25 protein-coding genes are annotated in these 23,057 nt (G+C 48.8%); 15 read left to right on the top strand and 10 right to left on the bottom strand.

The genetic code is table 11. From position 1 onward, the window contains the following. Window position 1: 1 nt before the first annotated feature. Entirely contained in the window at window positions 2-1,831 is a 1,830-nt protein-coding gene (locus MC24_RS05305; RefSeq protein WP_038053200.1) for an HAS-barrel domain-containing protein, read from the top strand. Here MC24_RS05305 and MC24_RS05300 read toward each other — a convergent pair. The 7 genes from MC24_RS05300 to MC24_RS05270 are packed head-to-tail and all read right to left on the bottom strand — an operon-like array spanning window position 1,824 to window position 7,399. Further along, window positions 1,824-2,783 carry a sensor histidine kinase gene (locus MC24_RS05300; RefSeq protein WP_038053196.1) on the bottom strand — a complete coding sequence of 320 codons (960 nt, stop codon included), beginning with the start codon at window positions 2,781-2,783 and terminating at the stop codon, window positions 1,824-1,826. The two genes, MC24_RS05305 and MC24_RS05300, sit on opposite strands and share 8 nt — an antisense overlap. Next, a complete protein-coding gene (locus tag MC24_RS05295; RefSeq protein WP_038053193.1) occupies window positions 2,764-3,444 on the bottom strand; it encodes a response regulator transcription factor in 681 nt (226 codons plus the stop codon). Before MC24_RS05295 ends, MC24_RS05300 begins: the two co-directional genes overlap by 20 nt. Next, window positions 3,419-4,117, bottom strand: a complete 699-nt coding sequence (gene phoU / locus MC24_RS05290; RefSeq protein ID WP_038053176.1) for a phosphate signaling complex protein PhoU — start codon at window positions 4,115-4,117, stop codon at window positions 3,419-3,421. The genes MC24_RS05295 and phoU overlap by 26 nt, the downstream gene beginning before the upstream one ends. Before the next feature lie 14 nt (window positions 4,118-4,131). Continuing rightward, the gene (pstB, locus tag MC24_RS05285; protein WP_038053172.1) at window positions 4,132-4,887 is read right to left on the bottom strand and encodes a phosphate ABC transporter ATP-binding protein PstB; all 756 of its coding nucleotides are present in this window, start codon (window positions 4,885-4,887) and stop codon (window positions 4,132-4,134) included. Beyond that, window positions 4,871-5,701, bottom strand: coding sequence for a phosphate ABC transporter permease PstA (pstA, locus tag MC24_RS05280; protein WP_038053170.1), 831 nt, complete (start codon window positions 5,699-5,701; stop codon window positions 4,871-4,873). The genes pstB and pstA overlap by 17 nt, the downstream gene beginning before the upstream one ends. After that, window positions 5,698-6,522, bottom strand: coding sequence for a PstC family ABC transporter permease (locus MC24_RS05275; RefSeq protein WP_038053576.1), 825 nt, complete (start codon window positions 6,520-6,522; stop codon window positions 5,698-5,700). Before MC24_RS05275 ends, pstA begins: the two co-directional genes overlap by 4 nt. A 52-nt stretch (window positions 6,523-6,574) precedes the next feature. Further along, window positions 6,575-7,399, bottom strand: coding sequence for a phosphate ABC transporter substrate-binding protein PstS (locus tag MC24_RS05270; protein WP_038053167.1), 825 nt, complete (start codon window positions 7,397-7,399; stop codon window positions 6,575-6,577). Between the two features lie 139 nt (window positions 7,400-7,538). On the opposite strand from MC24_RS05270, the gene MC24_RS09835 reads away from it, so the two are divergent. From MC24_RS09835 to aar, 9 genes are all read left to right on the top strand, one after another. Continuing rightward, on the top strand, window positions 7,539-7,688 hold the full coding sequence (locus MC24_RS09835) for a hypothetical protein (protein ID WP_235280311.1): 150 nt from the start codon (window positions 7,539-7,541) through the stop codon (window positions 7,686-7,688). Between the two features lie 10 nt (window positions 7,689-7,698). After that, on the top strand, window positions 7,699-7,989 hold the full coding sequence (locus tag MC24_RS09830) for an AAA family ATPase (RefSeq protein ID WP_235280310.1): 291 nt from the start codon (window positions 7,699-7,701) through the stop codon (window positions 7,987-7,989). Beyond that, window positions 7,946-8,377, top strand: coding sequence for a hypothetical protein (locus tag MC24_RS09825; protein ID WP_235280309.1), 432 nt, complete (start codon window positions 7,946-7,948; stop codon window positions 8,375-8,377). Before MC24_RS09830 ends, MC24_RS09825 begins: the two co-directional genes overlap by 44 nt. A 131-nt stretch (window positions 8,378-8,508) precedes the next feature. Further along, window positions 8,509-8,631, top strand: a complete 123-nt coding sequence (locus tag MC24_RS09975) for a hypothetical protein (protein ID WP_268745469.1) — start codon at window positions 8,509-8,511, stop codon at window positions 8,629-8,631. 140 nt (window positions 8,632-8,771) lie between these two features. After that, complete coding sequence (locus MC24_RS05260; protein ID WP_004079987.1) at window positions 8,772-9,020, top strand: TM1266 family iron-only hydrogenase system putative regulator; 249 nt, start codon at window positions 8,772-8,774, stop codon at window positions 9,018-9,020. Between the two features lie 5 nt (window positions 9,021-9,025). Then, entirely contained in the window at window positions 9,026-10,441 is a 1,416-nt protein-coding gene (gene hydG, locus MC24_RS05255) for a [FeFe] hydrogenase H-cluster radical SAM maturase HydG (protein ID WP_038053163.1), read from the top strand. Then, the gene (locus MC24_RS05250; protein WP_004079977.1) at window positions 10,428-10,673 is read left to right on the top strand and encodes a hypothetical protein; all 246 of its coding nucleotides are present in this window, start codon (window positions 10,428-10,430) and stop codon (window positions 10,671-10,673) included. Before hydG ends, MC24_RS05250 begins: the two co-directional genes overlap by 14 nt. Before the next feature lie 6 nt (window positions 10,674-10,679). Further along, on the top strand, window positions 10,680-11,726 hold the full coding sequence (gene hydE, locus MC24_RS05245; RefSeq protein WP_004079975.1) for a [FeFe] hydrogenase H-cluster radical SAM maturase HydE: 1,047 nt from the start codon (window positions 10,680-10,682) through the stop codon (window positions 11,724-11,726). A gap of 50 nt (window positions 11,727-11,776) precedes the next feature. Further along, entirely contained in the window at window positions 11,777-12,916 is a 1,140-nt protein-coding gene (aar, locus tag MC24_RS05240) for a bifunctional L-alanine/L-glutamate racemase (protein WP_004079973.1), read from the top strand. A 40-nt stretch (window positions 12,917-12,956) separates the two neighbouring features. Here aar and MC24_RS05235 read toward each other — a convergent pair whose 3' ends face one another. Then, entirely contained in the window at window positions 12,957-13,463 is a 507-nt protein-coding gene (locus MC24_RS05235; protein WP_065212823.1) for a type II secretion system protein, read from the bottom strand. A gap of 216 nt (window positions 13,464-13,679) precedes the next feature. Between MC24_RS05235 and gatA the strand changes: the two genes are divergently transcribed. The 5 genes from gatA (at window position 13,680) to MC24_RS05210 (ending at window position 18,775) form a co-directional block, all read left to right on the top strand. Further along, window positions 13,680-15,098, top strand: coding sequence for an Asp-tRNA(Asn)/Glu-tRNA(Gln) amidotransferase subunit GatA (gene gatA / locus MC24_RS05230; RefSeq protein WP_038053159.1), 1,419 nt, complete (start codon window positions 13,680-13,682; stop codon window positions 15,096-15,098). Further along, the gene (gene gatB / locus MC24_RS05225) at window positions 15,095-16,543 is read left to right on the top strand and encodes an Asp-tRNA(Asn)/Glu-tRNA(Gln) amidotransferase subunit GatB (RefSeq protein ID WP_008195350.1); all 1,449 of its coding nucleotides are present in this window, start codon (window positions 15,095-15,097) and stop codon (window positions 16,541-16,543) included. The genes gatA and gatB overlap by 4 nt, the downstream gene beginning before the upstream one ends. Before the next feature lie 4 nt (window positions 16,544-16,547). Beyond that, window positions 16,548-17,285 carry a hypothetical protein gene (locus MC24_RS05220; RefSeq protein WP_038053156.1) on the top strand — a complete coding sequence of 246 codons (738 nt, stop codon included), beginning with the start codon at window positions 16,548-16,550 and terminating at the stop codon, window positions 17,283-17,285. Between the two features lie 120 nt (window positions 17,286-17,405). Beyond that, window positions 17,406-17,669 carry a type II toxin-antitoxin system Phd/YefM family antitoxin gene (locus MC24_RS05215; protein ID WP_004079961.1) on the top strand — a complete coding sequence of 88 codons (264 nt, stop codon included), beginning with the start codon at window positions 17,406-17,408 and terminating at the stop codon, window positions 17,667-17,669. 2 nt (window positions 17,670-17,671) lie between these two features. After that, the gene (locus tag MC24_RS05210; RefSeq protein ID WP_008195346.1) at window positions 17,672-18,775 is read left to right on the top strand and encodes an ABC transporter ATP-binding protein; all 1,104 of its coding nucleotides are present in this window, start codon (window positions 17,672-17,674) and stop codon (window positions 18,773-18,775) included. A 14-nt stretch (window positions 18,776-18,789) separates the two neighbouring features. Here the strand turns inward: MC24_RS05210 and MC24_RS05205 are convergent, their stop codons facing one another. Further along, entirely contained in the window at window positions 18,790-20,784 is a 1,995-nt protein-coding gene (locus MC24_RS05205; protein WP_038053153.1) for a cell division protein FtsA, read from the bottom strand. After that, window positions 20,781-23,054, bottom strand: coding sequence for an endonuclease MutS2 (locus MC24_RS05200; protein ID WP_038053150.1), 2,274 nt, complete (start codon window positions 23,052-23,054; stop codon window positions 20,781-20,783). The genes MC24_RS05205 and MC24_RS05200 overlap by 4 nt, the downstream gene beginning before the upstream one ends. Window positions 23,055-23,057: the final 3 nt, after the last annotated feature.

Raw genomic sequence — 23,057 nt, 5'->3', positions numbered from 1 at the left:
AATGAAAGGAAGAAAGATAGGAGTTGTCACCGGCATATTCCAGTCCAGTCCGTACGAATTTTTCGTTCGAATGACCACCGAAAAGGCAGGAGAAGCGTACAAGGTATTCGCCCAGATAGAAGATGTTGTGAAGGTTGAGTACCTCACGGGGTACGGCACCGTCGTCACGTACGGAATGATCGTTGATATACAGAACAGATGGGATGGAGATCTGAGAAACGGCTACGAAGAGGAAGTCGCACTCGAGAAGTTGAAACCTGCCTATCCGATATACATCGCGAAGGTGAGGGTGACAAGATCATTTCTGAAGGAAGGAGACAAACTCCTCGAAGACGCTCCGGAAATCCCCCCAAACATAGGTTCACCTGTCTTCCTCGTCACAGATGAAGAGATAGACATCGCCCTTGGATTCGATGAGCTGAAGAGAAAGAACGTTGCGTTGCCGGTCGGCCTGCTGAAGAATGGAAGACCGGCCTATCTCGATCTGAGATACATTCTGGGAGACAACGGAGCCCACATAAACGTCTCCGGACAGTCTGGTGTTGCGGCGAAAACATCCTACACCACGTTCCTCGTCAAATCGATGATAGAAACGTCCAAAAAAAACGACGGAGAGCTGATGAGAGAACTGAGAGAAGCGAGATACATCATTTTCAACGTGAAAGGAGAAAGCTTGTTGTTTCTCGATCGTTTTTCGAAGGAGTGGTATTTAGAAAGAGAAAAATGGGATGAAATGTACAGTGCTCTCGGTATTGAACCGAAACCCTTCGAAAATGTCGCATTCTACGCTCCCAGCAGAGAGAAAGGAATCTACATACCAGATGTCAACAAGAGGTTGGGCGGTGTGAACATTTACGGCTGGGACGTGTTTGATATCGTCGAAATGAATCTTCTGGAACTCATGTTCGATCCAGACGAAATGACGAGAAACCAGAATTTTCAGCTCGCGGTCTGGTCCCTCCAGGAGCATCTTTCCCAGAGAATGGAGGAGATGTACCAGAAATTTCTGAAGGATGGGTACATCGTCGACAGAAGAAAACTCCCATCAGAGGCACTGCGTGAGGTAGTAATGAAAAAGGGCGAAGTGGTGGATCTCCCACTCGATCTCGATGGTTTGATAAAAGACCTTGGGGAAGGCGGAAGAACGAGAGAGTATCTTCTGAGCGAACACGTTCAGAAGCAGACGATCGGCATGCTGATCAGGAGATTGAAAGCCGCCCAAAAGATGGATTTCGACAGGCTCTGGGTGAAACCACCTCTGAAAGTGGAACCGCGGCAAACCAATTATCGAATCGATTGGAACGTGCCAGGAAGGGTCACAGTCATCGACATCTCGAAGTTGAGAGAACGTGCACAGGCGTTCGTTGTAGGTGCGATTCTCTCCGAGGTGATGAGAGAAAAAGAAAGAAACAGCGGTTTTACCCAGCCGGTTTTCATCTTCTTGGACGAGCTGAACAAGTACGCACCAAGACATGGTGGTGGAGCCCTCGCGAATATCTTCAGAGATGTGGCGGAAAGAGGGAGATCTTTCAGAGTGATCCTGATCGGAGCAGAACAGACTGCTTCCGAAGTGGACTACAGGGTGATCACGCAAGCCGCTACAGTGGTTGTGGGCAGACAGAAAGGAGCCGAACTCATAAAGCCCGAGTACTCGCACCTCACAGAGCACTACAAGAGAAAAGCAGCACTCTTGAGACAGGGAGAAGTGATCATAGATCAGCCGTTCTTGAACCTTCCTCTCACGGTGAAATTCCCGCTTCCAGCCTGGTGTACGAGAGAGGGCGGATGGTACCCGGAGGAAAAAACATGGGAAGAAGAGAAGTTCATCTGAAGTGAACTATGAATTCCGATCCAACGAGCCACTGGGAGTTCACTTCCAGTCTGTAACCCATCGTATCGCACAGGTGCTTCACTATGGAAAGTCCCAGGCCAGAACCAGGTGCCATTTTGAGTGCTTCTGAACCTCTGTAGAAGCGTTCGAATATCCTGCTCTTTTCCTCTTCTTTGATACCGATTCCCTGATCTTTCACACTAAGTCTTTCACCAGTGATAGAAATCTCCACCATAGACTCGGGATAAGAGTACTTCACGGCGTTTGAAACAAGATTCCTCAAAATTGTGTAGAACACGAACCTGTCCGCTTCGATTGTTTCAACATCCACGGAAACGTTCACCTCGATCTTCTTTGAGTCGATCTTTTCTCGAAGCTCTTCCAATACTCTGTGAACGATTTCTTCGACAGGAATGTGCTCCATCTTGAGTTCGTAAAGACCCAGCTGTATCATGGTGATCACCTTGAGCTGTCTGATGATCGTTTCCATCCTGTCCAAGGAGCGCTCAACTTTCTTGAGTATTTCGAGTTTTTCTGGATCGTCTTCTAAATCCTTCAGAAGAAAAACGTTCGCCTTCGACGCGGAAAGAGGTGTGAACAGCTCGTGTGAGATGGCCGTTACAAAATCGAGTTTAGCCTCGCTGAGGGTTCTCTCCTCGGTGAGATCGCTCACGAAGAGAAGATTCTTCTTCGGTAGAAAGTGGAAAGAAACGAATCTTTTCGAGTGGGGTTCAAAAAAATAGGCGTTCGTTTCGAGGGAGAAATTCTTTTTTTCTTGAACCTCTTTGATGAATCTGTCCATCTCTCTGCACGTGAAGATCGACATCAGATTCTTTCCTCTTTTGAAGCCGAGTCTCTCAGCAGGTTTGTTCGCACCTTCCACTTCCAGCCCTTTCAGTATCACAACTGCCTCTCTGATATGATCGAGATCTTCAAGTTCTATCACCCTCATCACCTCGTGTTGAAAACTTGTACCCCAATCCCCTCACCGTTTTTATCCATCCCTTTCCTATCTTCGACCGAATGGCGCTGATGTGGACGTCCACCACCCTGTCAGAGACGTAATCGTCTCCCCACACCCTGTTCAGGATCTCCTCTCTTGAAAAGACCTTGTTCGGAGTTGCGGCGAGGAGTTTTAAAAGCTCGAACTCTTTAGCTGTCATTTCAACGTTTTTCCCATCGTATCTGACTATGTAATCCTCTGGAAAGATCTCGAGTTTTCCAAATCTCAGTGCCTTTTGTTCTTTACCCATCCTTCTCAGAACTGCTCTCACACGTGCGAGAACTTCCCTTGGATTGAACGGTTTTGTCATGTAGTCGTCCGCACCGAGCTCTATTCCAAAGATACGGTCCATGTCCCTGTCCCTTGCCGAGATGATGATGATAGCCATTTCTGGGTGAGAAACTTTCATCTCAGGAATTTCGTCCATCGCCATACCGTCGGGAAACATGAGATCGAGGAGGAGCACGTTGTACGTTTCCTCAGAGAGCTTTTTCTTGAGATCGAAAAGGGATTTCGCTTCGTCGCACTCGTATCCTTCGGTTTCCAGGTATCTCTTCAACACGCTCCTTATATCTTCGTCGTCTTCAGCTATCAGCACCTTCACTCCCACTCTCAACACCCCTCAGGAATTCCTTCATGTTTTTCCCCGTTTCTATGTATATGACTTCCTCACAGAGGTTGTTGGCGTGGTCTCCCATTCTTTCAAGATCTCTTGCGATGAGTATGTAAACCAGCGCCAGCTCGGCCGAGATGTTTCCTTCCTTTATCCTTTCCACCACGATTTTTCTGATCTTCTTTTCCATCTCGTCTATCACGTCGTCGAATTTCCAGAGCCTGAAGGCCAGATCCACATCCTCTTCAACGAAGGCTTTGAAAGCATCCTGAACCACCTTTAGGGTGCTTCCGAACATATCCTTGAGTTCCTTAAGCATCTCGAATTTGACCTTCTCCTTGGAGAGAAAGAGACACTTCTCAGCCATGTTGCAGGAGAGATCTCCTATCCTCTCCAGATCGTTTGAAAATTTCAAGATGGTGATGATGTACCTGAGCTGTTTCAGGATGGGATTGTACCTCGCTATGATCTGGTATGCCTTTTCTTCTATCTCCCTGTTAAGTTCGTCTATCATATCGTCCGACTCGAGGACCTTCCTGGCGAGTATCTCGTTCATCGTCTCGAGGCTCTCTATCGCGTCGTTCAAAGATTCAGAGACCAGAAAGAGCATCTTCGAGACATCGGACTTGAGAAGTGTGAGTTCCCTTTCGAAATGAACGTGATCGACCATAATTTCCGCCTCCATCATCCGATTTTTCCTGTCAGGTACTCCTCGGTGAGTCTGTTCTTCGGCCTTTCCACGATCTCTCTTGTCGGTCCGTATTCGATGAGCTCTCCTCTGTACATGAACGCTATGTAATCCGCTATTCTTATCGCCTGACCGATGTTGTGTGTGACGATCACGATGGTGTAATTCTCGGAGAGTTCTTCCAGAAGTTTTTCTATCCTCTGAGTCGCTATGGGATCGAGTGCTGATGTTGGCTCATCGAGAAGAATCACCTCGGGTTCAACGGCGAGGGCCCTCGCTATACAGAGCCTCTGCTGCTGACCGCCCGAGAGTCTCGTACCAGACTTGTTCAGTTCTGACTTCACCTCATCCCATAGGGCTGCCTTCTTCAATGATTCTTCGACTATCCGGTCGAGAATGTGCTTGCTCTTCACTCCATGTAGCCTGGGGCCGAACGCGACGTTGTCGTAGATCGACATGGGAAAAGGTGTCGGTTTCTGGAAAACCATACCGACTCTCTTTCTGTACTCCGTCACGTCGAGCTGGGGATCGTAGATATCTTGTCCCTTAAAGTATATCTTCCCTTCGACCCTGAACCCAGGCAGATGATCGTTCATTCTGTTGATGCTCCTCAGGAGAGTTGTTTTACCGCATCCAGAGGGACCTATTATGGCGGTTATCTGGTTTTTGAAGATCTTCATCGTCACGTTCTTTACGGCTATCTTCTCACCGTAGTAAGCGCTGAAGTTTTCGATCTCAATGATGGGCTCCATTCTTTCTCCTCCTCAAAAAGAAAGCTGTTCCGTATATCAAGGCGACTACTATCATCAGAAAAGCGGCCGTTCCCTTTGCCATCCACTGGGCCGATTCACCGTAGGCTGCCGTGATGTAGTATATGTGCGTTGGCAAGGTCATAACAGGAGAGAGAAGACTCTTCGGAAGCTGCGTTGAATAGAACACGGCTCCCGTGAGCAGAACAGGAGCAGTCTCTCCTAGGACTCTTCCACCACCGACGAGAACCGCCGTTATGATCCCTTTCCTCGCAGCGGGAAGAAGAACTTTGAAGATCACCTCTTCTTTCGTCGCGCCGAGTGCCAGCGCTGCTTCTCTTATCTCAACAGGTATGGCCTTCAGGGTTTCCCTCGTGGAAGAAGCGATAACGGGAAGTGTCATGAGAGAAAGAGTCAACGCAGCAGCGAGCATGGAAGTTCCGAACTGAAGGGCCACGCAGAAAAAGGCGAGTCCGAAGAGTCCATAGACGACCGAAGGAATACCGCTCAGAGCGGTCAGAGAGATATCTATCCACTTCGTGATCACATTGTTTCCGTACTCAGAGAGAAACGCCCCAGTGAAGATCCCAAGAGGAATCGATACGAGAAACGTGAGCACCATGAGGCAAAGACTGCCGAGGACGACGGGAAAAATTCCTCCCTCCGTCATACCGTTCTTCGGGTAATCCAGGAAGAAAGAAGGTGAAAAGTACTTCACTCCTCCCGCGAGAACCAGTACGAACATGACCACAACAACTGTGAAGGCAACGTAACTCACAGCTCTGAAAACGTACGAAGCGATCAAGTCTTTTTTCATCTTGTCTGCCTCCCCGATATGTACCTGGAGAGTCCTGTGAGAACAAGGGAGATCACAAGAAGTATAACTCCAGCCGCGAAGAGCACATGATAGTGCATGCTTCCAACGGCCACCTCACCTATCTCGCTCGCAATCGCAGCTGTCAGAGGTTTCACCGGATCGAAGAAAGAACGCGGTATTATGGCAGCTCCTCCACCAGCCATGAGTACGATCATCGTTTCACCGACAACCCTGTTCACGGTTAGAACGAAGGCGTTCAATATACCGGGAAGCGCTGCTCTGGTGGTGACCTTGAAAACCGTGGTGAATCGAGTCGCTCCGAGTGCCAGGGCACTCTCTTCGAGGGCCACATCGACAGAGTCGAGTGCTTCAAGGGAAAGAGAAACGGTGTAAGGAAGGGCTGTGAGAATGAGACCGATGGATGCGAGCAGAAAGTTTTCGGTGGACCACACATCGAAATTGAGCAGAATGGGAGCGATGTACAGAAGAACGAAGAGTCCTATGATCACAGAAGGCGTCCCGGCGAGGAATTCCACAGTGGTTCTTATGAAGTTTTTCTCGAAGTCTTTAGCGTAAGTGTGGAGGAAAAAGGCTATCAGGTAACCGAGGGGAAGCAACACGGCAGAAGAAAAAGCCGTGAGGAGCAAAGTTCCGGCTATCATAGCAAGCATACCGTACTCCGGTGGATCCGCTGTTGGGTACCAGTAAACACTCGTGAAAAGCTCGCCCCCGACTTTCACGAGGGCGGGCCACGCCTCCTTTACGAGAAAGAACACGAGAAGAAAAAGTGCGAAAATACCGACAACAGAGAAGATGAATATTACAGATTTTCTGAAGAAATTCGCTACCTCTCTGTTCAGAATGAATCCCTCCTCACTGACCGTAAGCAGCAATGTAACCGGCTTTTTCTACCAATTCCTGTCCTTTCTTCGAGAATGCGAACATGATGTACTCAAAGACAAGGCTTCCCATTTCAGGAAAGCCGTTTGTCGCATCAACGAACATAAAAAGAGGTCTTGCTATCGGGTACTTTCCCGTCAGGATGTTTTCCTTCGTCGGGTAAATGCCATTTACCTTCAGAACCTTCACGTCGTCAGTAACGTATCCCACACCGACGTAGGCGATGGCGTATGGATTTTTGGAAACGCTCTCTATCTCGAGCTGGGTGCTTTCAACCATTCTCACGTAAGGAACCATTCTCGCTCCACTGAGGACTTTGTTTTCAAACGTTTCGTAGGTTCCAGATGCGGTGTTTCTCGAGTAAACAACAATTCTCGCTTTGGGAAGATTCGGATTAACCTGTGACCAGTACTGGATCTCTCCTGTGTAGATCTTCTTCAACGTTTCGATGGAGATGTCATCAATGCCGAGGTTTTTGTTCACGATGATCGCTATTCCGTCGAAACCGATGAGGAAAGGAATGAAGTATTTTCCTTCTTTGTTCATTCGTTCGATCTCTTCAGGTTTGAGCCATCTGCTGGAGTTGGCGATGTCGGTCGTTCCGTTGAAGAGCGCTGCGATTCCCGTGGAAGATCCCGCACCTTCAAGAGTCACCTGAAGATCCGGGTGAAGCTTTTTGAACTCTTCAATCCAGAGCTGGGTGATGGGAAAGACCGTGTTGGAACCCTTGATGACGAGCGTTTCTGCTACAAGAAAAACCGAAGCTAACGAAAGAAGAAGCACTACGAACCTTTTCATAGAACACACCTCCACATCAGGATTCTACCACTTTTTAGTTTCCAGATTTTCTTTGTGTGATTTCACACGGTTTGTTAAGAAATGTTAAGCTGGCTCTTCGTTCTGAAAGAACAGAATGATCAGTTTTCTTCCAAAAAAGATGCGTCTCTTTTTTCAGGATCTGGAAAAGAGATTCACGAACAAGGCGATTCTTCTCTACAGACCACGGGGTGTGGGTAAAACCACTTTCCTTCTGTCGATGGCAAGAAAACACGGTTTTCTTTACGTTTCTTTACGTTTCAGGAGATGAAATTCTCCTTTTGGACGTTCCACTGCACGATCTTCTTCATGAGATAATGAAAAATTATCCGGGCATCATCATCGACGAGGTTCACTTTCTGAAAAACTGGAGTACTATCCTTAAGGTTCTTTACGACAGCTTTCCAGACAGGGTTATATGGACGAGCGACAGCAGTTCGGTTCTCCTGAGAAAGAGACTATCAGATCTTTCGAGAAGATTTGTTTTGATCAGAATGCCGTTGATGTCCTTTAGAGAATTCATCCACTTTGAAACTGAAAAAAACTCTGAGGAAGTTGAGTTCTCCCTTTGAGGCCTCTATCGATTACGCTGCTGAGGCTTTAAAAGAAGCGGACCTGCTGAGTCTCTTCAGAAAATATCGAGGGACTGGAACAAGACCGTTCTATGTGGAAGGTAATTTTAGAGAGAAATTAATGAACGTTCTGCAAAAGACTATCTACTACGATGTACCACACTTTCTCGGTACAGTGACAGAAAATCACCTTGGGGTTATGAAGGCAATTGTCGGCCACCTCTTACATTCGAAGATACCAACGATAAACGTTGAATCCATGTGCAGAGAATGGGGTGTTGGAAAACAAAAGTTTTACCAGTTACTACAGACAATGGAAGAAATAGAGCTTGTTAACATCATGCGAAAAGAAAGAGTAGAAAAACCCTTTTCAAAAGGGGTTATCTGATCCCGCCATGCACTACGCTTTCGAGGGAGAAATCGGAAACTTCAGGGAGGCTTTTGTTGTCTTCGCATTGAAAGAGGTCGGGAAAATATACGCTGCTAAAAACGAAGAAGAGAGACTACGTTTTCGAGGAAATGAAGATAGAAGTTGGTGGAAAGGGCAAGAAAAAGAAATCGAGTGATTTCGTGATAAAGGACGATGTAGATCTTCCTGTAGAAAACGTGATCCCGATGTGGATACCGGGGATGTTGTGGTGACTCCCAGAAGGTGGTATAATATAAACAGAAAGTGAGAAAAATCACAAACCTCCTGAGGTGGAGGGGGAAATCCTGACACCGGGGGAGGGGATGGATAGAAGTATACCCCTCTCCCGGCACGTGGAGAGGGGGTTTTCGTTTTGGAGAAGAGATTCTACATCCTCACCATCGTCGTGGAAGACCGGGAAAAGGCCTACCGACAGGTGAACGAACTCCTTCACAATTTCTCCGAAGATATCCTGCTCAGAGTCGGCTATCCCGTCAGAGAAGAGAACATGGCGATCATATTCCTCGTTCTGAAAACAGACAACGACACGATAGGTGCCCTCTCCGGAAAGCTCGGACAGATTTCCGGTGTTCGCGTGAAAACAGTTCCTTTGAAGAGGTGATGCGTATGTACGTGTTCGTGAAAGAGCGTGTGGAGAGCAGATCTTTCATACCGGAAGAAAAGATATTTGAACTTCTCGAAAAGACGAAGAATCCGGATCCTGCAAGGGTGAGAGAGATCATCCAGAAATCGCTGGACAAGAACAGGCTCGAGCCGGAAGAAACGGCCACCCTTTTGAATGTGGAAGATCCAGAGCTTCTGGAGGAGATCTTCGAAGCAGCCCGCGCTCTGAAGGAGAGAATCTACGGAAACAGAATCGTTCTTTTTGCACCGCTCTACATAGGAAACGATTGTGTCAACGACTGTGTTTACTGCGGTTTCAGAGCCTCCAACAAGGTGGTGGAAAGAAGAACGCTCACAGAAGAGCAGTTGAAAGAAGAAGTCAAAGCCCTCGTCTCCCAGGGACACAAAAGACTCATCGTCGTCTATGGAGAGCACCCCAAATACTCCCCGGAGTTCATCGCAAGAACGATCGACATCGTTTACAACACGAAGTACGGAAACGGTGAGATCAGACGTGTAAACGTCAACGCGGCACCTCAAACGATTGAAGGCTACAAGATCATAAAGTCCGTGGGAATCGGAACCTTCCAGATCTTTCAGGAAACCTACCACAGAGAAACTTACCTGAAGCTTCACCCAAGAGGCCCGAAATCGAACTACAACTGGAGGCTCTACGGTCTGGACAGGGCGATGATGGCGGGAATCGACGACGTTGGAATAGGAGCGCTCTTTGGCCTCTACGACTGGAAGTTCGAAGTGATGGGGCTCCTCTACCACACGATACACCTCGAAGAGAGATTCGGTGTGGGGCCGCACACCATCTCCTTCCCGAGGATAAAACCCGCGATAAACACACCATATTCGCAGAAACCGGAACACGTCGTGAGCGATGAAGACTTCAAGAAGCTCGTCGCCATCATAAGGCTTTCTGTTCCGTACACGGGAATGATTCTCACCGCGAGGGAACCCGCGAAACTCAGAGATGAAGTGATAAAGCTCGGTGTCTCTCAGATAGACGCTGGCTCCAGAATAGGAATCGGGGCGTACTCTCACAGAGAAGACGACGAGGACAGAAAGAGACAGTTCACGCTCGAAGACCCAAGGCCGCTTGATCAGGTGATGAGAAGCCTTCTGAAAGAAGGTTTTGTACCGTCATTCTGCACCGCGTGCTACAGGGCTGGTAGAACGGGAGAACACTTCATGGAGTTTGCGATTCCCGGTTTCGTGAAGAACTTCTGCACACCGAACGCCCTGTTCACACTACAGGAGTACCTCTGCGACTACGCGACCGAGGAGACGAGAAAAGTGGGAGAAGAGGTCATCGAAAGAGAACTCCAGAAGATGAATCCAAAGATCAGAGAGAAAGTGAGAGAGGGACTCGAAAAGATAAAGCGCGGTGAGAGGGATGTCAGATTTTAAAAGGATCCTCGAAGAGATCGCGGAAAAATACAACTGCAAGATCTGGATCTCAGAGAAAATAGGAAAGAGATGGTCCTTTTACAGAGATCTCAAAGCGGGAAGGGAAAAGTTCCTTCCCGCCGAGCTTCTCGTCGAAAACGAAAGGTTCGGAGTCTTCGCAGAAGATTTCCCGGAAGACAAAAGAGACGAAGTGATCCCTCTTTTGCAGAAAATTCTGGATGAACTGGAGTGATGAATCATGACCGGTAGAGAAATTCTGGAAAAACTTGAAAGAAGAGAGTTCACAAGAGAAGTCCTGAAAGAGGCACTTTCCATAAACGACAGGGGGTTCAACGAGGCTCTCTTCAAACTCGCGGACGAGATCAGAAGAAAGTACGTGGGCGACGAGGTGCACATCAGGGCAATCATAGAGTTCTCGAACGTGTGCAGAAAGAACTGTCTCTACTGCGGTCTGAGAAGAGACAACAAGAATTTGAAAAGATACCGAATGACTCCGGAAGAGATCGTCGAACGGGCAAGACTCGCCGTCCAGTTCGGCGCGAAAACGATCGTCCTTCAATCCGGTGAAGACCCCTATTACATGCCGGATGTGATATCGGACATCGTGAAGGAAATAAAGAAGATGGGAGTTGCCGTCACCCTGAGCCTTGGAGAGTGGCCAAGAGAGTACTATGAAAAGTGGAAAGAAGCGGGAGCGGACAGGTATCTTTTGAGACACGAGACGGCGAATCCCGTTCTTCACAGAAAGCTCAGGCCCGATACATCGTTCGAGAACAGACTGAATTGTCTTCTCACGTTGAAAGAACTCGGATACGAGACGGGAGCGGGCTCTATGGTGGGACTCCCCGGACAGACGATAGACGATCTGGTCGACGATCTCCTGTTTCTGAAGGAGCACGATTTCGACATGGTGGGAATAGGACCGTTCATTCCGCATCCAGACACACCTCTTGCAAACGAGAAGAAAGGAGACTTCACCCTCACGCTGAAGATGGTGGCGCTCACAAGAATCCTTCTTCCAGACTCGAACATCCCGGCGACCACCGCCATGGGAACGATCGTTCCGGGAGGAAGAGAGATCACCCTCAGATGCGGTGCAAACGTCATCATGCCGAACTGGACTCCTTCTCCTTACAGACAGCTTTATCAGCTCTATCCTGGAAAGATCTGCGTTTTCGAGAAGGACACTGCGTGTATTCCCTGCGTGATGAAGATGATAGAGCTCCTCGGCAGGAAACCAGGAAGGGACTGGGGAGGCAGAAAAAGGGTCTTTGAAACAGTCTGAACATAAGGTAAAATATGATGCGGTACACAATCACAACAGGAGGCCTACTCATGAACACAGACGACATTCTGTTTTCTTACGGAGAAGAAGACATTCCTTTGAAGGCGCTGTCGTTTCCCATCTTCGAAACGACGAATTTCTACTTCGACAGTTTCGACGAGATGTCGAAAGCCCTCAGAAACGGAGACTACGAATTCGTTTACAAAAGAGGAAGTAATCCCACAACGAGACTGGTGGAGAAGAAACTCGCAGCGCTTGAAGAGTGTGAAGATGCCCGCCTCGTTGCCTCTGGAATGAGCGCCATTTCGCTTTCCATCCTTCATTTCCTCAGCTCGGGAGACCACGTCGTGTGTGTGGACGAGGCTTACTCCTGGGCGAAAAAGTTCTTCAACTACCTTTCAAAGAAGTTCGATATAGAAGTCAGCTACGTTCCTCCCGACGCGGAAAGAATAGTCGAAGCCATCACGAAGAAGACGAAGCTCATCTACCTCGAAAGTCCCACGAGTATGAGAATGAAAGTGATCGATATAAGAAAGGTCACAGAAGCGGCAGGAGAACTCAAGATAAAAACCGTCATAGACAACACCTGGGCGTCGCCGATCTTTCAAAAACCAAAGCTTCTGGGAGTGGATGTGGTGGTCCACTCTGCGACGAAGTACATCTCAGGACACGGAGACGTGATGGCAGGAGTGATCGCAGGAGACGTCGAAGATATGAAGAACATCTTCGTGGATGAATACAAAAACATCGGACCGGTTCTCTCGCCCATAGAAGCCTGGCTCATCTTGAGAGGTCTTAGAACGCTGGAACTCCGTATGAAAAAGCACTACGAAAACGCTCTTGTGGTGTCTGACTTCCTCATGGATCACCCGAAGGTCCTCGAGGTGAACTACCCGATGAATCCAAGATCACCGCAGTACGAACTCGCTTCCTCTCAGATGAGCGGTGGCTCAGGACTGATGAGCTTCAGGCTGAAAACGGACAGCGCAGAGAAAGTCAAAGAGTTCGTCGAAAGTCTGAGGGTTTTCAGGATGGCTGTGAGCTGGGGAAGTCACGAGAACCTTGTTGTTCCAAGGGTGGCTTATGGAGACTGCCCGAAAAAAGACGTGAACCTGATAAGAATCCATGTGGGTCTCGGAGATCCAGAAAAGCTCGTGGAAGATCTGGATCAGGCACTCAAAAAGATTTAAAGCCCCCGGATGGGGGCTTTTTGTTTTGTGTGGGTGGGGATTACCACCAGAAGGCCTGAATAGTTTTTACTATGGCAACGCTACCATTCGTTTCATCGTAGTAAACACCATCTTCAAGATTACTTGCCTGCCCTCTTGTGTATGTGCCTCCTGAACCGTATGTGTCTTTCAAAGCATCGTAAACAAGCTTTGCAATATTTGTGTCATATTCGATGACGATAGTGATCTCATTCTCTGTTGTATTGGCAATAGCCTTGAAAGTTGTTAAGTTATCATCGTCTAAGAATTCAGAATCGACATATGAAGTGATGTCAGCTGCATTTTCCAAATCTAATTCATTGTTGTTGAATGAATCTTCATCTGGCAAAGTCGCCATAAGCCACTGTTCTGCTCCCTGTTCTAGATTCCTCAACTGCACCGCTATTCTTGTCGCCCTCGCCTTCCTCATCGCACCCGTTGCGGTCGGAATGAGCACCGCCATCAGAGCTGCGATGATAGCCATGACGATCAGAAGCTCAATCAACGTGAAACCCGCTCTTCTCTTCATAAAACCCACCTCCTGGGTTAAAATTTGTTAAATATAGATTTTACACTTATGAATTATACAACCTGTTACTGGTTTATGTCAAGTGTTAAAAGGTTTTCAATAAGGTTCTTTTATTCTATAGAAATATGTTCACTTTTCAATTCAGGAGAAAGTTCATCGTCCTTGGGAATGATTCTAACATGTCTCTGATATAATTCTCAAGAGGAGGTGATCGATTTGGACTTCAGAAGGCTCACAATAGAAGACTCTTTGAAACTTCCTGAAGAAGAAAGGGAGAAACTCTCAAAACTTTCCCTGGAAACCATCAAAAGACTCGATCCACACGTGAAGGCGTTCATCTCCGTCAAAGAAGACGTCTCCGTTGAAAAGAATGGGAAGTTCTGGGGAATTCCCATCGCCATCAAGGACAACATCCTGACCCTCGGAATGAGAACGACCTGCGCTTCTAAAATCCTCGAGAACTACGAATCCGTTTTTGATGCCACCGTTGTGAAAAAACTGAAAGAAGCGGGCTTTGTTATCGTTGGAAAAGCGAACCTCGACGAGTTCGCGATGGGATCCAGCACCGAAAGATCCGCGTTCTTCCCCACGAGAAACCCCTGGGATCTTGAGCGGGTTCCCGGTGGAAGCAGTGGAGGATCTGCCGCCGCTGTCGCTTCGGGAATGGTCGTCGCGGCGCTCGGAAGCGACACGGGCGGTTCTGTGAGACAGCCCGCGTCGCTCTGCGGAGTGGTCGGGTACAAACCCACCTACGGACTCGTCTCCAGATACGGCCTTGTGGCATTCGCAAGCTCTCTCGACCAGATAGGTCCCATCACGAAGACGGTGAGAGACGCCGCCATCCTCATGGAAATCATCTCCGGAAAAGACGAGAACGACGCCACAACGATGGACAGGAAAGTGGATTTCCTTTCGGAGATCGAAAACGGCGTCGCGGGTATGAAATTCGCCGTTCCGCAGGAGATCTACGAGCACAAGATAGAAGACGGTGTGGCAGAGAGATTCGAAGAGTCCCTCAAACTCCTCGAAAAACTCGGTGCGAAGGTGGAAAAGGTCAGCATCCCGCACATGAAATATTCCGTCGCCGTCTATTACGTCATCGCTCCCGCTGAAGCGAGTTCCAACCTAGCCAGATTCGACGGTGTCAAGTACGGTCTCAGGGTAAAAGAGAAAGGCCTCAGAGAGATGTACATGAAGACCAGAAACGTCGGGTTCGGTGAAGAAGTCAGAAGAAGGATCATGATCGGAACCTTCACCCTCAGCGCTGCCTACTACGAAGCCTATTTCAACAAGGCCATGAAAGTGAGGAGAAAGATCTCCGATGAGCTCAACGAGGTGCTCTCGCAGTACGACGCGATCCTCACTCCCACCTCCCCGGTGACGGCCTTCAAGATCGGAGAGATAAAAGATCCTCTCACCTACTACCTCATGGACATCTTCACGATACCCGCAAACCTCGCGGGACTTCCCGCGATCAGTGTGCCGTTCGGGTTCTCAAACAATCTCCCCGTTGGTGTTCAGGTGATAGGCAGAAGGTTCGCGGACGGGAAAGTCTTCAGAATAGCGAGGGCCATAGAGAAGAACTCCCCGTACAACGAAAACGGCATGTTCCCGCTCCCGGAGGTGAAAGCATGAGATACAGACCCGTCATAGGTCTTGAGATACACGTTCAGCTTTCAACGAAGACCAAAGCGTTCTGCTCCTGCCCGGCGGATGTCTTCGAGCTTCCCCCGAACACGGCGATCTGTCCCGTCTGCACCGGCCAGCCGGGGGCCCTTCCCGTTCCCAACGAAGAGATGATCAGGTTCGCCGTGAAGACCGCCCTTGCGTTGAACTGCAAGATTCACAAGTACTCCAGATTCGACAGAAAGAACTACTTCTATCCTGACCTTCCCAAGGGATACCAGATCAGTCAGTACTTCTACCCGATCGCAACCGAGGGTTTCCTGGAGATAGACGGAGACGAAGGAAGGAAAAAAGTCAGAATCAGAAGGCTCCACCTCGAGGAAGACGCTGGGAAACTTGTTCACGAAGGGGACTCCATCACCCGCGCGAGCTACTCTCTGGTCGATATGAACAGGTGCGGTGTTCCTCTCATCGAGATCGTCACAGAGCCCGATATTTCCTCCCCGAGAGAGGCTCGCGTTTTCATGGAGAAGCTGAGATCCATCGTGAGGTACCTCGGCGTGAGCACGGGAGACATGGAAAAGGGAGCGCTCAGATGCGACGCGAACATCTCCGTTGTTGACACAGAAACGGGAAGACAGAGCAACAGGGTGGAAGTGAAGAACATGAACTCCTTCAGGTTCGTTGAGAGGGCTTTGGAGTACGAGTTCGAGCGAATCGTGAAGGCGATGGAGAGAGGAGAAGACGTGGAAAGAGAGACGAGAGGCTGGGACATGGCCACGAAGACCACCGTTTCCATGAGAGGAAAAGAAGAAGAGAGCGACTACAGGTACTTCCCGGAGCCGGACATACCGCCCGTTGTTCTCTCCGACGAGTATCTCGAAGAGGTGAAAAAGGAACTCCCAGAGCTTCCAGACGAGAAGGCAGAGCGATTCATGAGAGAGTACGGCCTTCCGGAGTACGACGCGAAGGTGCTCACCTCGAGTAAAGAACTCGCTGAGTTCTTCGAAGAGTGTGTGAAGGTGGTGAACAGACCGAAGGATCTCAGCAACTGGATCATGACGGAAGTTCTGAGAGAACTCAACGAAAGAAACATCGAAATCACAGAGTCAAAACTGACCCCTCAGCACTTCGCTGATCTCTTCAAATTGATGGACGAAGGAAAAATCTCCATAAAGATCGCAAAGGAGATATTCCCGGAAGTCTTCGAAACAGGAAAGATGCCTTCCCAGATCGTGGAGGAAAAGGGTTTGACTCAGATCAACGACGAAAAACTCATCGAGGAACTGGTGAAAAAGGCGATGGAACAGAATCCAAAGGCTGTTCAGGATTACAAATCAGGCAAAAAGAAAGCGGCAGGGTTCTTCGTGGGATACGTGATGAGAGAGACAAAAGGAAAAGCGAACCCGGAACTCACGAACAGGATCATTCAAAAACTCCTCGAGGGGGAGTGATATTTTGAAAAAGTTCCTTCCTCTTCTTTTTATTTTTGTGGTGGGGGGAGTCGTTCTTCCCGCCTCTTTCATCTGGACGTCCGATGGATATCACGTCAAATTCGGTGACACACTTTTTTTTGAAGTCTTCAACGATGGATGGGGTGTGGGAGTGAGCCTCTCGAAGAGTGCGACGAACTACCAGAAACTCGGTTTTCTCAAGGTGAAAACCTCAGAAGTCACTTTGAAGACGGGTCTTTCCTTTGGGAACGGCTGGAACGTCTTCTTCTGCGTCGATCAGAGAGATGTGATTCCGTTCCCCGGAAGTCTCTACTACGAGTTCTTCATCGGAAGATCGGGTGGGTACGCTATCCTGAAACAGGACTACATCGTGAAGATCGGTGGGTACAGGCTATCCCTCGACAATTTCGCCTACATGTCTAAGGACACCGTCATGTTCCACAGCGGTCAATTCTCCATGGGAGGAACCTCTTTTGCGTACAGAGCTTTGAACAACACGGTTCTTTTTGGCATCTCAGATCCAGACAACGTTCTCTTTTTGGGTGCCGGACTGCTCAACTGGAAACTCGCCGGAGGAGCAGGATTCAACTTCACACCCATAAACGGCGTGGATGTCAAGCTTCTTGTTTCAGCCGCCGTAGATGAGGTCTCTTTTGGATTCATGGCACGTGCAAAGAAGGGAAATACCGATCTCACCTTTGTTCTGAACACGAACGAGTTCTACTTCAGTGTGAAATTTTAAGAAATCGCACGATATTCTTTGATAAACGGGGATATTTCTCGATATCCCCGTTTTTTCGTTCGAAACAGGGTTTGTAATTTTTTGTAAACTTGACTATAATTCTGGTCAGGGAGTGATGAAATGGATCTGAGCAGGGTTTCTTTTTACAGTCTTGCGGACGCGAAAGCGCGGTTCTCCCAGGTTGTCGAAGAAGCGAAAACAAAGGATGTGGTCGTGACAAAGAACGGTGTACCCGCGGTTGCTGTCATTGACTACGAGAAATACAAAAAACTCATGGAATTCATGGATGAGATCCTCGATACTTATCTGCTGGACATCGGGAACGTGGAGAAATATCTCGAGCTCAAAAGGTATTTTGAATTCAACGATTCACAGGAGGTGTGAGAATGGCTCAGGTTGTCCTTGAAAACGTCACCAAGGTCTACGAAAACAAAGTCGTCGCTGTGAAAAACGCGAATCTCGTCGTCGAAGACAAGGAGTTCGTGGTTCTCCTTGGACCATCCGGCTGTGGAAAGACGACCACTCTGAGGATGATCGCAGGACTTGAAGAGGTTACAGAAGGAAAGATCTACATCGACGGCAAGGTCGTGAACGATGTTGAACCAAAAGACAGAGACATCGCCATGGTGTTCCAGAACTACGCTCTGTATCCACACATGACCGTCTACGAAAACATGGCCTTCGGTTTGAAACTGAGAAAATATCCAAAGGACGAAATCGACAGAAGAGTACGTGAAGCTGCGAAAATCCTCGGAATAGAAAACCTGCTCGACAGAAAACCGAGACAGCTCTCAGGTGGTCAGAGGCAGAGGGTCGCCGTTGGAAGGGCCATCGTGAGAAATCCGAAGGTCTTCCTCTTCGACGAACCACTCTCCAACCTCGACGCGAAACTCAGGGTGCAGATGAGAAGCGAGCTCAAGAAACTCCACCACAGACTCCAGGCAACGATCATCTACGTGACACACGACCAGGTGGAAGCGATGACGATGGCTGACAAGATCGTTGTCATGAAGGACGGAGAAATCCAGCAGATAGGAACTCCACACGAAATATACAACTCTCCAGCGAACGTCTTCGTCGCCGGATTCATCGGTAGCCCTCCAATGAATTTCGTCAACGCGAGAGTCGTGAGAGGAGAAGGTGGCCTCTGGATCCAGGCATCTGGCTTCAAAGTGAAGGTGCCTAAGGAATTTGAAGACAAACTCGCAAACTACATCGACAAGGAGATCATCTTCGGTATCAGACCTGAAGATATCTACGACAAGCTCTTCGCACTGGCACCAACTCCAGAGAACACGATCACAGGTGTTGTGGATGTTGTCGAACCTCTCGGAAGTGAAACTATTCTCCACGTGAAAGTCGGAGACGACTTGATTGTGGCATCCGTCAACCCGAGGACTCAGGCAAAAGAAGAACAGAAAATCGATCTGGTACTCGACATGACGAGAATGCACGCCTTCGATAAAGAAACGGAGAAGGCTATTATCTGAGGGGGCCGGCCCCCTCACTTTTTTATTCTGAACTCGATCACGTCCCCATCCTCGAGCAGTTCAGTGAACATGGCTCTCCTTCCGTTTTTGAGAAGTTCGTAGTCCCTGAGTCCGTCCAGCTTCAAATCCTTGAGAAGGTCTATCACCATGGGTTTGAAGTCTTTCAGTTCCACTCTTTCTTCGTCTATCCTGTGGAGGATTTTCAAAGGGATTTTCTTCAATTCGCCGTTGAACGAGACAGTGATGTGGGGAACTTCAAGTGCTTCCTCCAGTTTTTTCCTTCCCTTTTCAACGAGGTCGATCTCTTCTCCGAGCGGCACTTCTTCATCGTCTTTCAAAGGAACTCCTCCTTTGAGGAGATCAAAGTTCACGAGGGAGATCCATTTCTCTTCGCCGTTCACCACGATTCTTGTCTTTCCGTAGGAGATCTTTGACTTTATCTCGGAGATCTTTATCTTTTCCGGAAAGCTCACCACATCTCCTTCTTCTACGTCAGCATCGGGTGGTACTGGCGTTCCGTTCTTCACGATCTCCGGGAAGACCTCCTCCACACCTCCATCGGGAAGTTTCACTTTCACAGGTTTCACAAGGTCCTTTATTCTCAGTGGAGTTTTTTCCTCTTCGGTTTGAATATCTATCCTGTCACCATGCTTCACTCTGGAGGAGAGATTCGCCTCTTCGCCGTTCACGAAAATCTTCACGGAGGTTCTTCTCTTTGGCCTCAAGAGGGTTTTTCCGTTTAGTTCAAAGGAAATCATTTCTCCACCTACGAGCGAGGAGAACCTGTATCCCGCCTGTATGAGAACCTGCATGACCGAGTACCTGCCCACTCCTCCCATGAGCTTTACAGGAACCCCGTTCACGAAGACCTGAGAGAAAACGGATCCCCTGTTTCTCATGGCACTGTAAGCGATTCCCACAGGAGTGATGTACTCGCTTCCTTTGACCTTTCCGGTGAGATCCTCAACAAGACCGGTGCTTTCTACACTCTTCAGAGATACCCTGTCAAGAGGAAGATCCATCTTCCTGGCAAGACTTTCCACAAAACCCGGTACCTTCGCGCCGCCGCCGACCACCATCACAACAGAGGGGGATCCACCGTTCAGCTCTGTCACGACCGTTGAGATCTCCGTTGTGATCTGATCCACAATGGGTTTTATCGCTTCGGAGACCTCCCGGGCGTTCAACTCGATTTCTCTGTCCAGTATATTCTTCACCTTCACTCTTTCTTCTGAAAAAACGGTTCTCTTCACGTGTTCCGCTGTCTGAAAGTCAAGCAGAAATTTCTTTCCTATGGCTTCCGTTATCTCGTCACCCGCCATGGGGATCATTCCGTAGGCCACCACCGTTCCTTCCTTCGAGATAGCTATGTCGCTCGTTCCCGCGCCCACATCGACGAGAGCTATGTTCAGATACCTGAGATCCTCCGGGACGGTTAGATCCATCGCCGCTATCGGCTCCAGCGTCACGTGAACCGGAGTGAGTCCCACAGTCTCCAGAACCCTCATCAGGGAATCCACAACGTGAACGGGAAGGAAAGCAGAGACCACCTTAACATAAGCCTTCCCGCCTCTGTGTCCCTCAAGCTTTTTCATCCACATTCCGTCGAGTCTGTACTCGACGACGGAGTATCCCACACAGAAGAAGTCCTCTTCTACACTTTCCTGCGCTTTAGTCACCGCTTCTATTTCAAGCTTCATAACGTCTTCGCGGGTGATGTGTCCAGTCTTGGAAAAATCCAGCTCCGCCTCACCTACTTGAGTTTTCAGGAACCTTCCCGCGAGGGCTACAGCCACCTCTTTCAGTTCGATTTCGTTCCTCGACTCGAGTCTTTCTTTCACCTCTTTCACCGTTTCCGCCACTCCGAGCACATCGTGAACCTGACCGTCGAACATCGTGCGTGTTTTGTGTTCTATCAGTTCAGAATCCACGATTCTGATCGTACCTTTCTCCTCGACGACGATCAAACCCGCTATCTTTCTGGTACCCACATCGAGAGCGAAGATCACACTTTCACCTCCACCACCGTGACACCCGTTCCCCCCTCAGAAGGTGTTCCGAATCTGAAAGAAACCACTCTTTTGTCCTTTCTCAGTATCTCCCACACTCCAGATGCGAGCTTTCCAGTGCCCTTTCCGTGTATTATGTATCCCTTGCTGATGCCGTTCATCACCAGGTCATCGATGAACTTCTTCACAACCGGCTCCGCTTCTTCAACCGTCATACCCCTTATGTCTATCTCCGTTCTGAAGGTCGAAGGTTTGTAAGAGAACGTTGAAGTTTCTTTCTTCTCTTCTTTTTTCGTCTTTCTCAGTTTCGACACGGGCACCTTCAATCTGAGAAAGCCAAAGTCAACAAGGGCTGTGTCACCTTTCACCTCGACGACCTTTCCCACAGAGGTTCCACCTTCCATTCTCACGTGATCTCCGGGTTTTATTTCTTCTTCGGGTGCTTCTTCGATTCTCTTTCGCTCCAGATCTTTCTTCTCCTTCTCTATCGTCTTCACCGCTTCTCTCATCTCGTCAACGTTGCCAGTTTTTGCCACGTGTATCGCCTGATCGAGTTCCTTCTTGACCTTTCTGATGTAATCGTTGAGCTCCCTCAGCTCTCTGTCGAACTCTTCTATTTTCATTCTTCTCAGCTTTTTGTAGTCTTCTTCGTATTTCTCTCTCAGTTTCATGTACTCTTCGCGTTCTTTCTGGAGTTTTCTCTTCTCCTCTTCGAGAAGCGAGATCTTCTCGTGGAGAGACCTTATGAGTCCCTCGAGTTCCATCTCCTCCTGAGAGAGTCTCGACCTGGCGTTTTCGACTATACGTTTGTCGAGTCCCAACTTTTCTGCTATCTGGAAAGCGTGAGAGCCCCCTGGAACACCAACCAGGACCCTGTAAGTTGGTGAGAGGGTTTCCGGATCGAACTCCATGGAGGCGTTCAAAAGCAGAGGATGGTTCATGGCAAAGACCTTCACGGGTGTGAGGTGTGTGGTTACGAAGATCGTCGCTCCTTTTTCCAGAAGATCCTCTATTATCGCGATGGCGAGGGCGGCTCCTTCCACCGGATCCGTCCCCGAGCCCAGCTCGTCGAGGATGACCAGTGAATCGCTGTCGGCGTTCTTCACGATCTCCACGATCTTCTTCATGTGTGACGAGAAGGTGCTGAGGCTCTGTTCTATGCTCTGCTCCTCACCGATGTCCGCCATGATCTTTGGAAAGACCTTCAGCTCCGTTCCTTCATCACAGGGGAGAGGGAAGCCGCTCATCATGAGGGCAGTAAAAAGACCAACAGTTTTCACAGTCACGGTCTTTCCGCCCATGTTTGGACCCGTTATGATGAAACCTCTTTTGTTGGGTGGAAGCTCAAGATTTATTGGAACCACTCTCTCCTTTGGTATCAACGGATGTCTTGCGTTGACAAGCCTTATCCGCGAAGAAGGTTTCACGACGGTTCCGTTGAACTCTCTTGCGAACTTCACCCTCGCGTAGAGGGAGTCGAAACGCGCTATGAGTTCCACGTTCCTCTCAAGGTCGTTGAGCCTGGAAAGGAGTATGTTCGTCAGCTGTCTCAGGATCCTGCTGATCTCCAGTCTTTCCTCCTCTTCTAAAAGACGCACTCTGTTGTTCAGTTCGACGAACTCGTCGGGCTCCAGAAAGACGGTGGCCCCGGAAGAGGAAAGATGGTGAACGATCCCCCTCACCGCGTTCTTCATGGAAGCCTTCACGGGGAAGAGATACCTTCCATCCCTGTAAACGTACATCTGTTCCTGAAGGATCTGAGAGTGCGTCCTGACGAAATCATCGGCCTTTCTCTTTATCTCGCTGGAAAGACGCTTCTTTTCCGTTCTGATCTCCCTCAATCTGGGACTCGCACGGTCCGAGATCTCTCCATCCTGTTCTATGCACCTGTTCACCTCTTCTACGAACTCTCTGAAGGAGCTGAGCCTGGAGAAGGTCTCTTTGAGCCTGATGTATTCACGTTTTTCAAAGTCTTTTTTCAGAATGTCACAGCCTTCGAGAAACACAGAAACACGGAGAAGATCCCACGGTTCCAGAGAGGATCCGGACTTCACCTTCTCCACTTCCTGAGAGATGTCGTCCAATCCTTTTATGGGGGGCTCTCCCCACCTGACAAAGTAGTTCAGAAGCTCCTCCACGAGTTCGAGCTCGTCCCACGGATTCACCGTCGGTTTGAGAGTGTCCAGATGTTTTCTTCCCAGGTCAGAGAGCGCGTATTTCTTTACTATCTCCACAACTTTTGGAAAATCGAGTGATTCGAGATAATCCACTCT

The organism is Thermotoga sp. Mc24 (assembly GCF_000784835.1).
In the GTDB taxonomy this organism is placed as follows: domain Bacteria; phylum Thermotogota; class Thermotogae; order Thermotogales; family Thermotogaceae; genus Thermotoga.
This window is presented reverse-complemented; position numbering and strand designations above follow the sequence as displayed.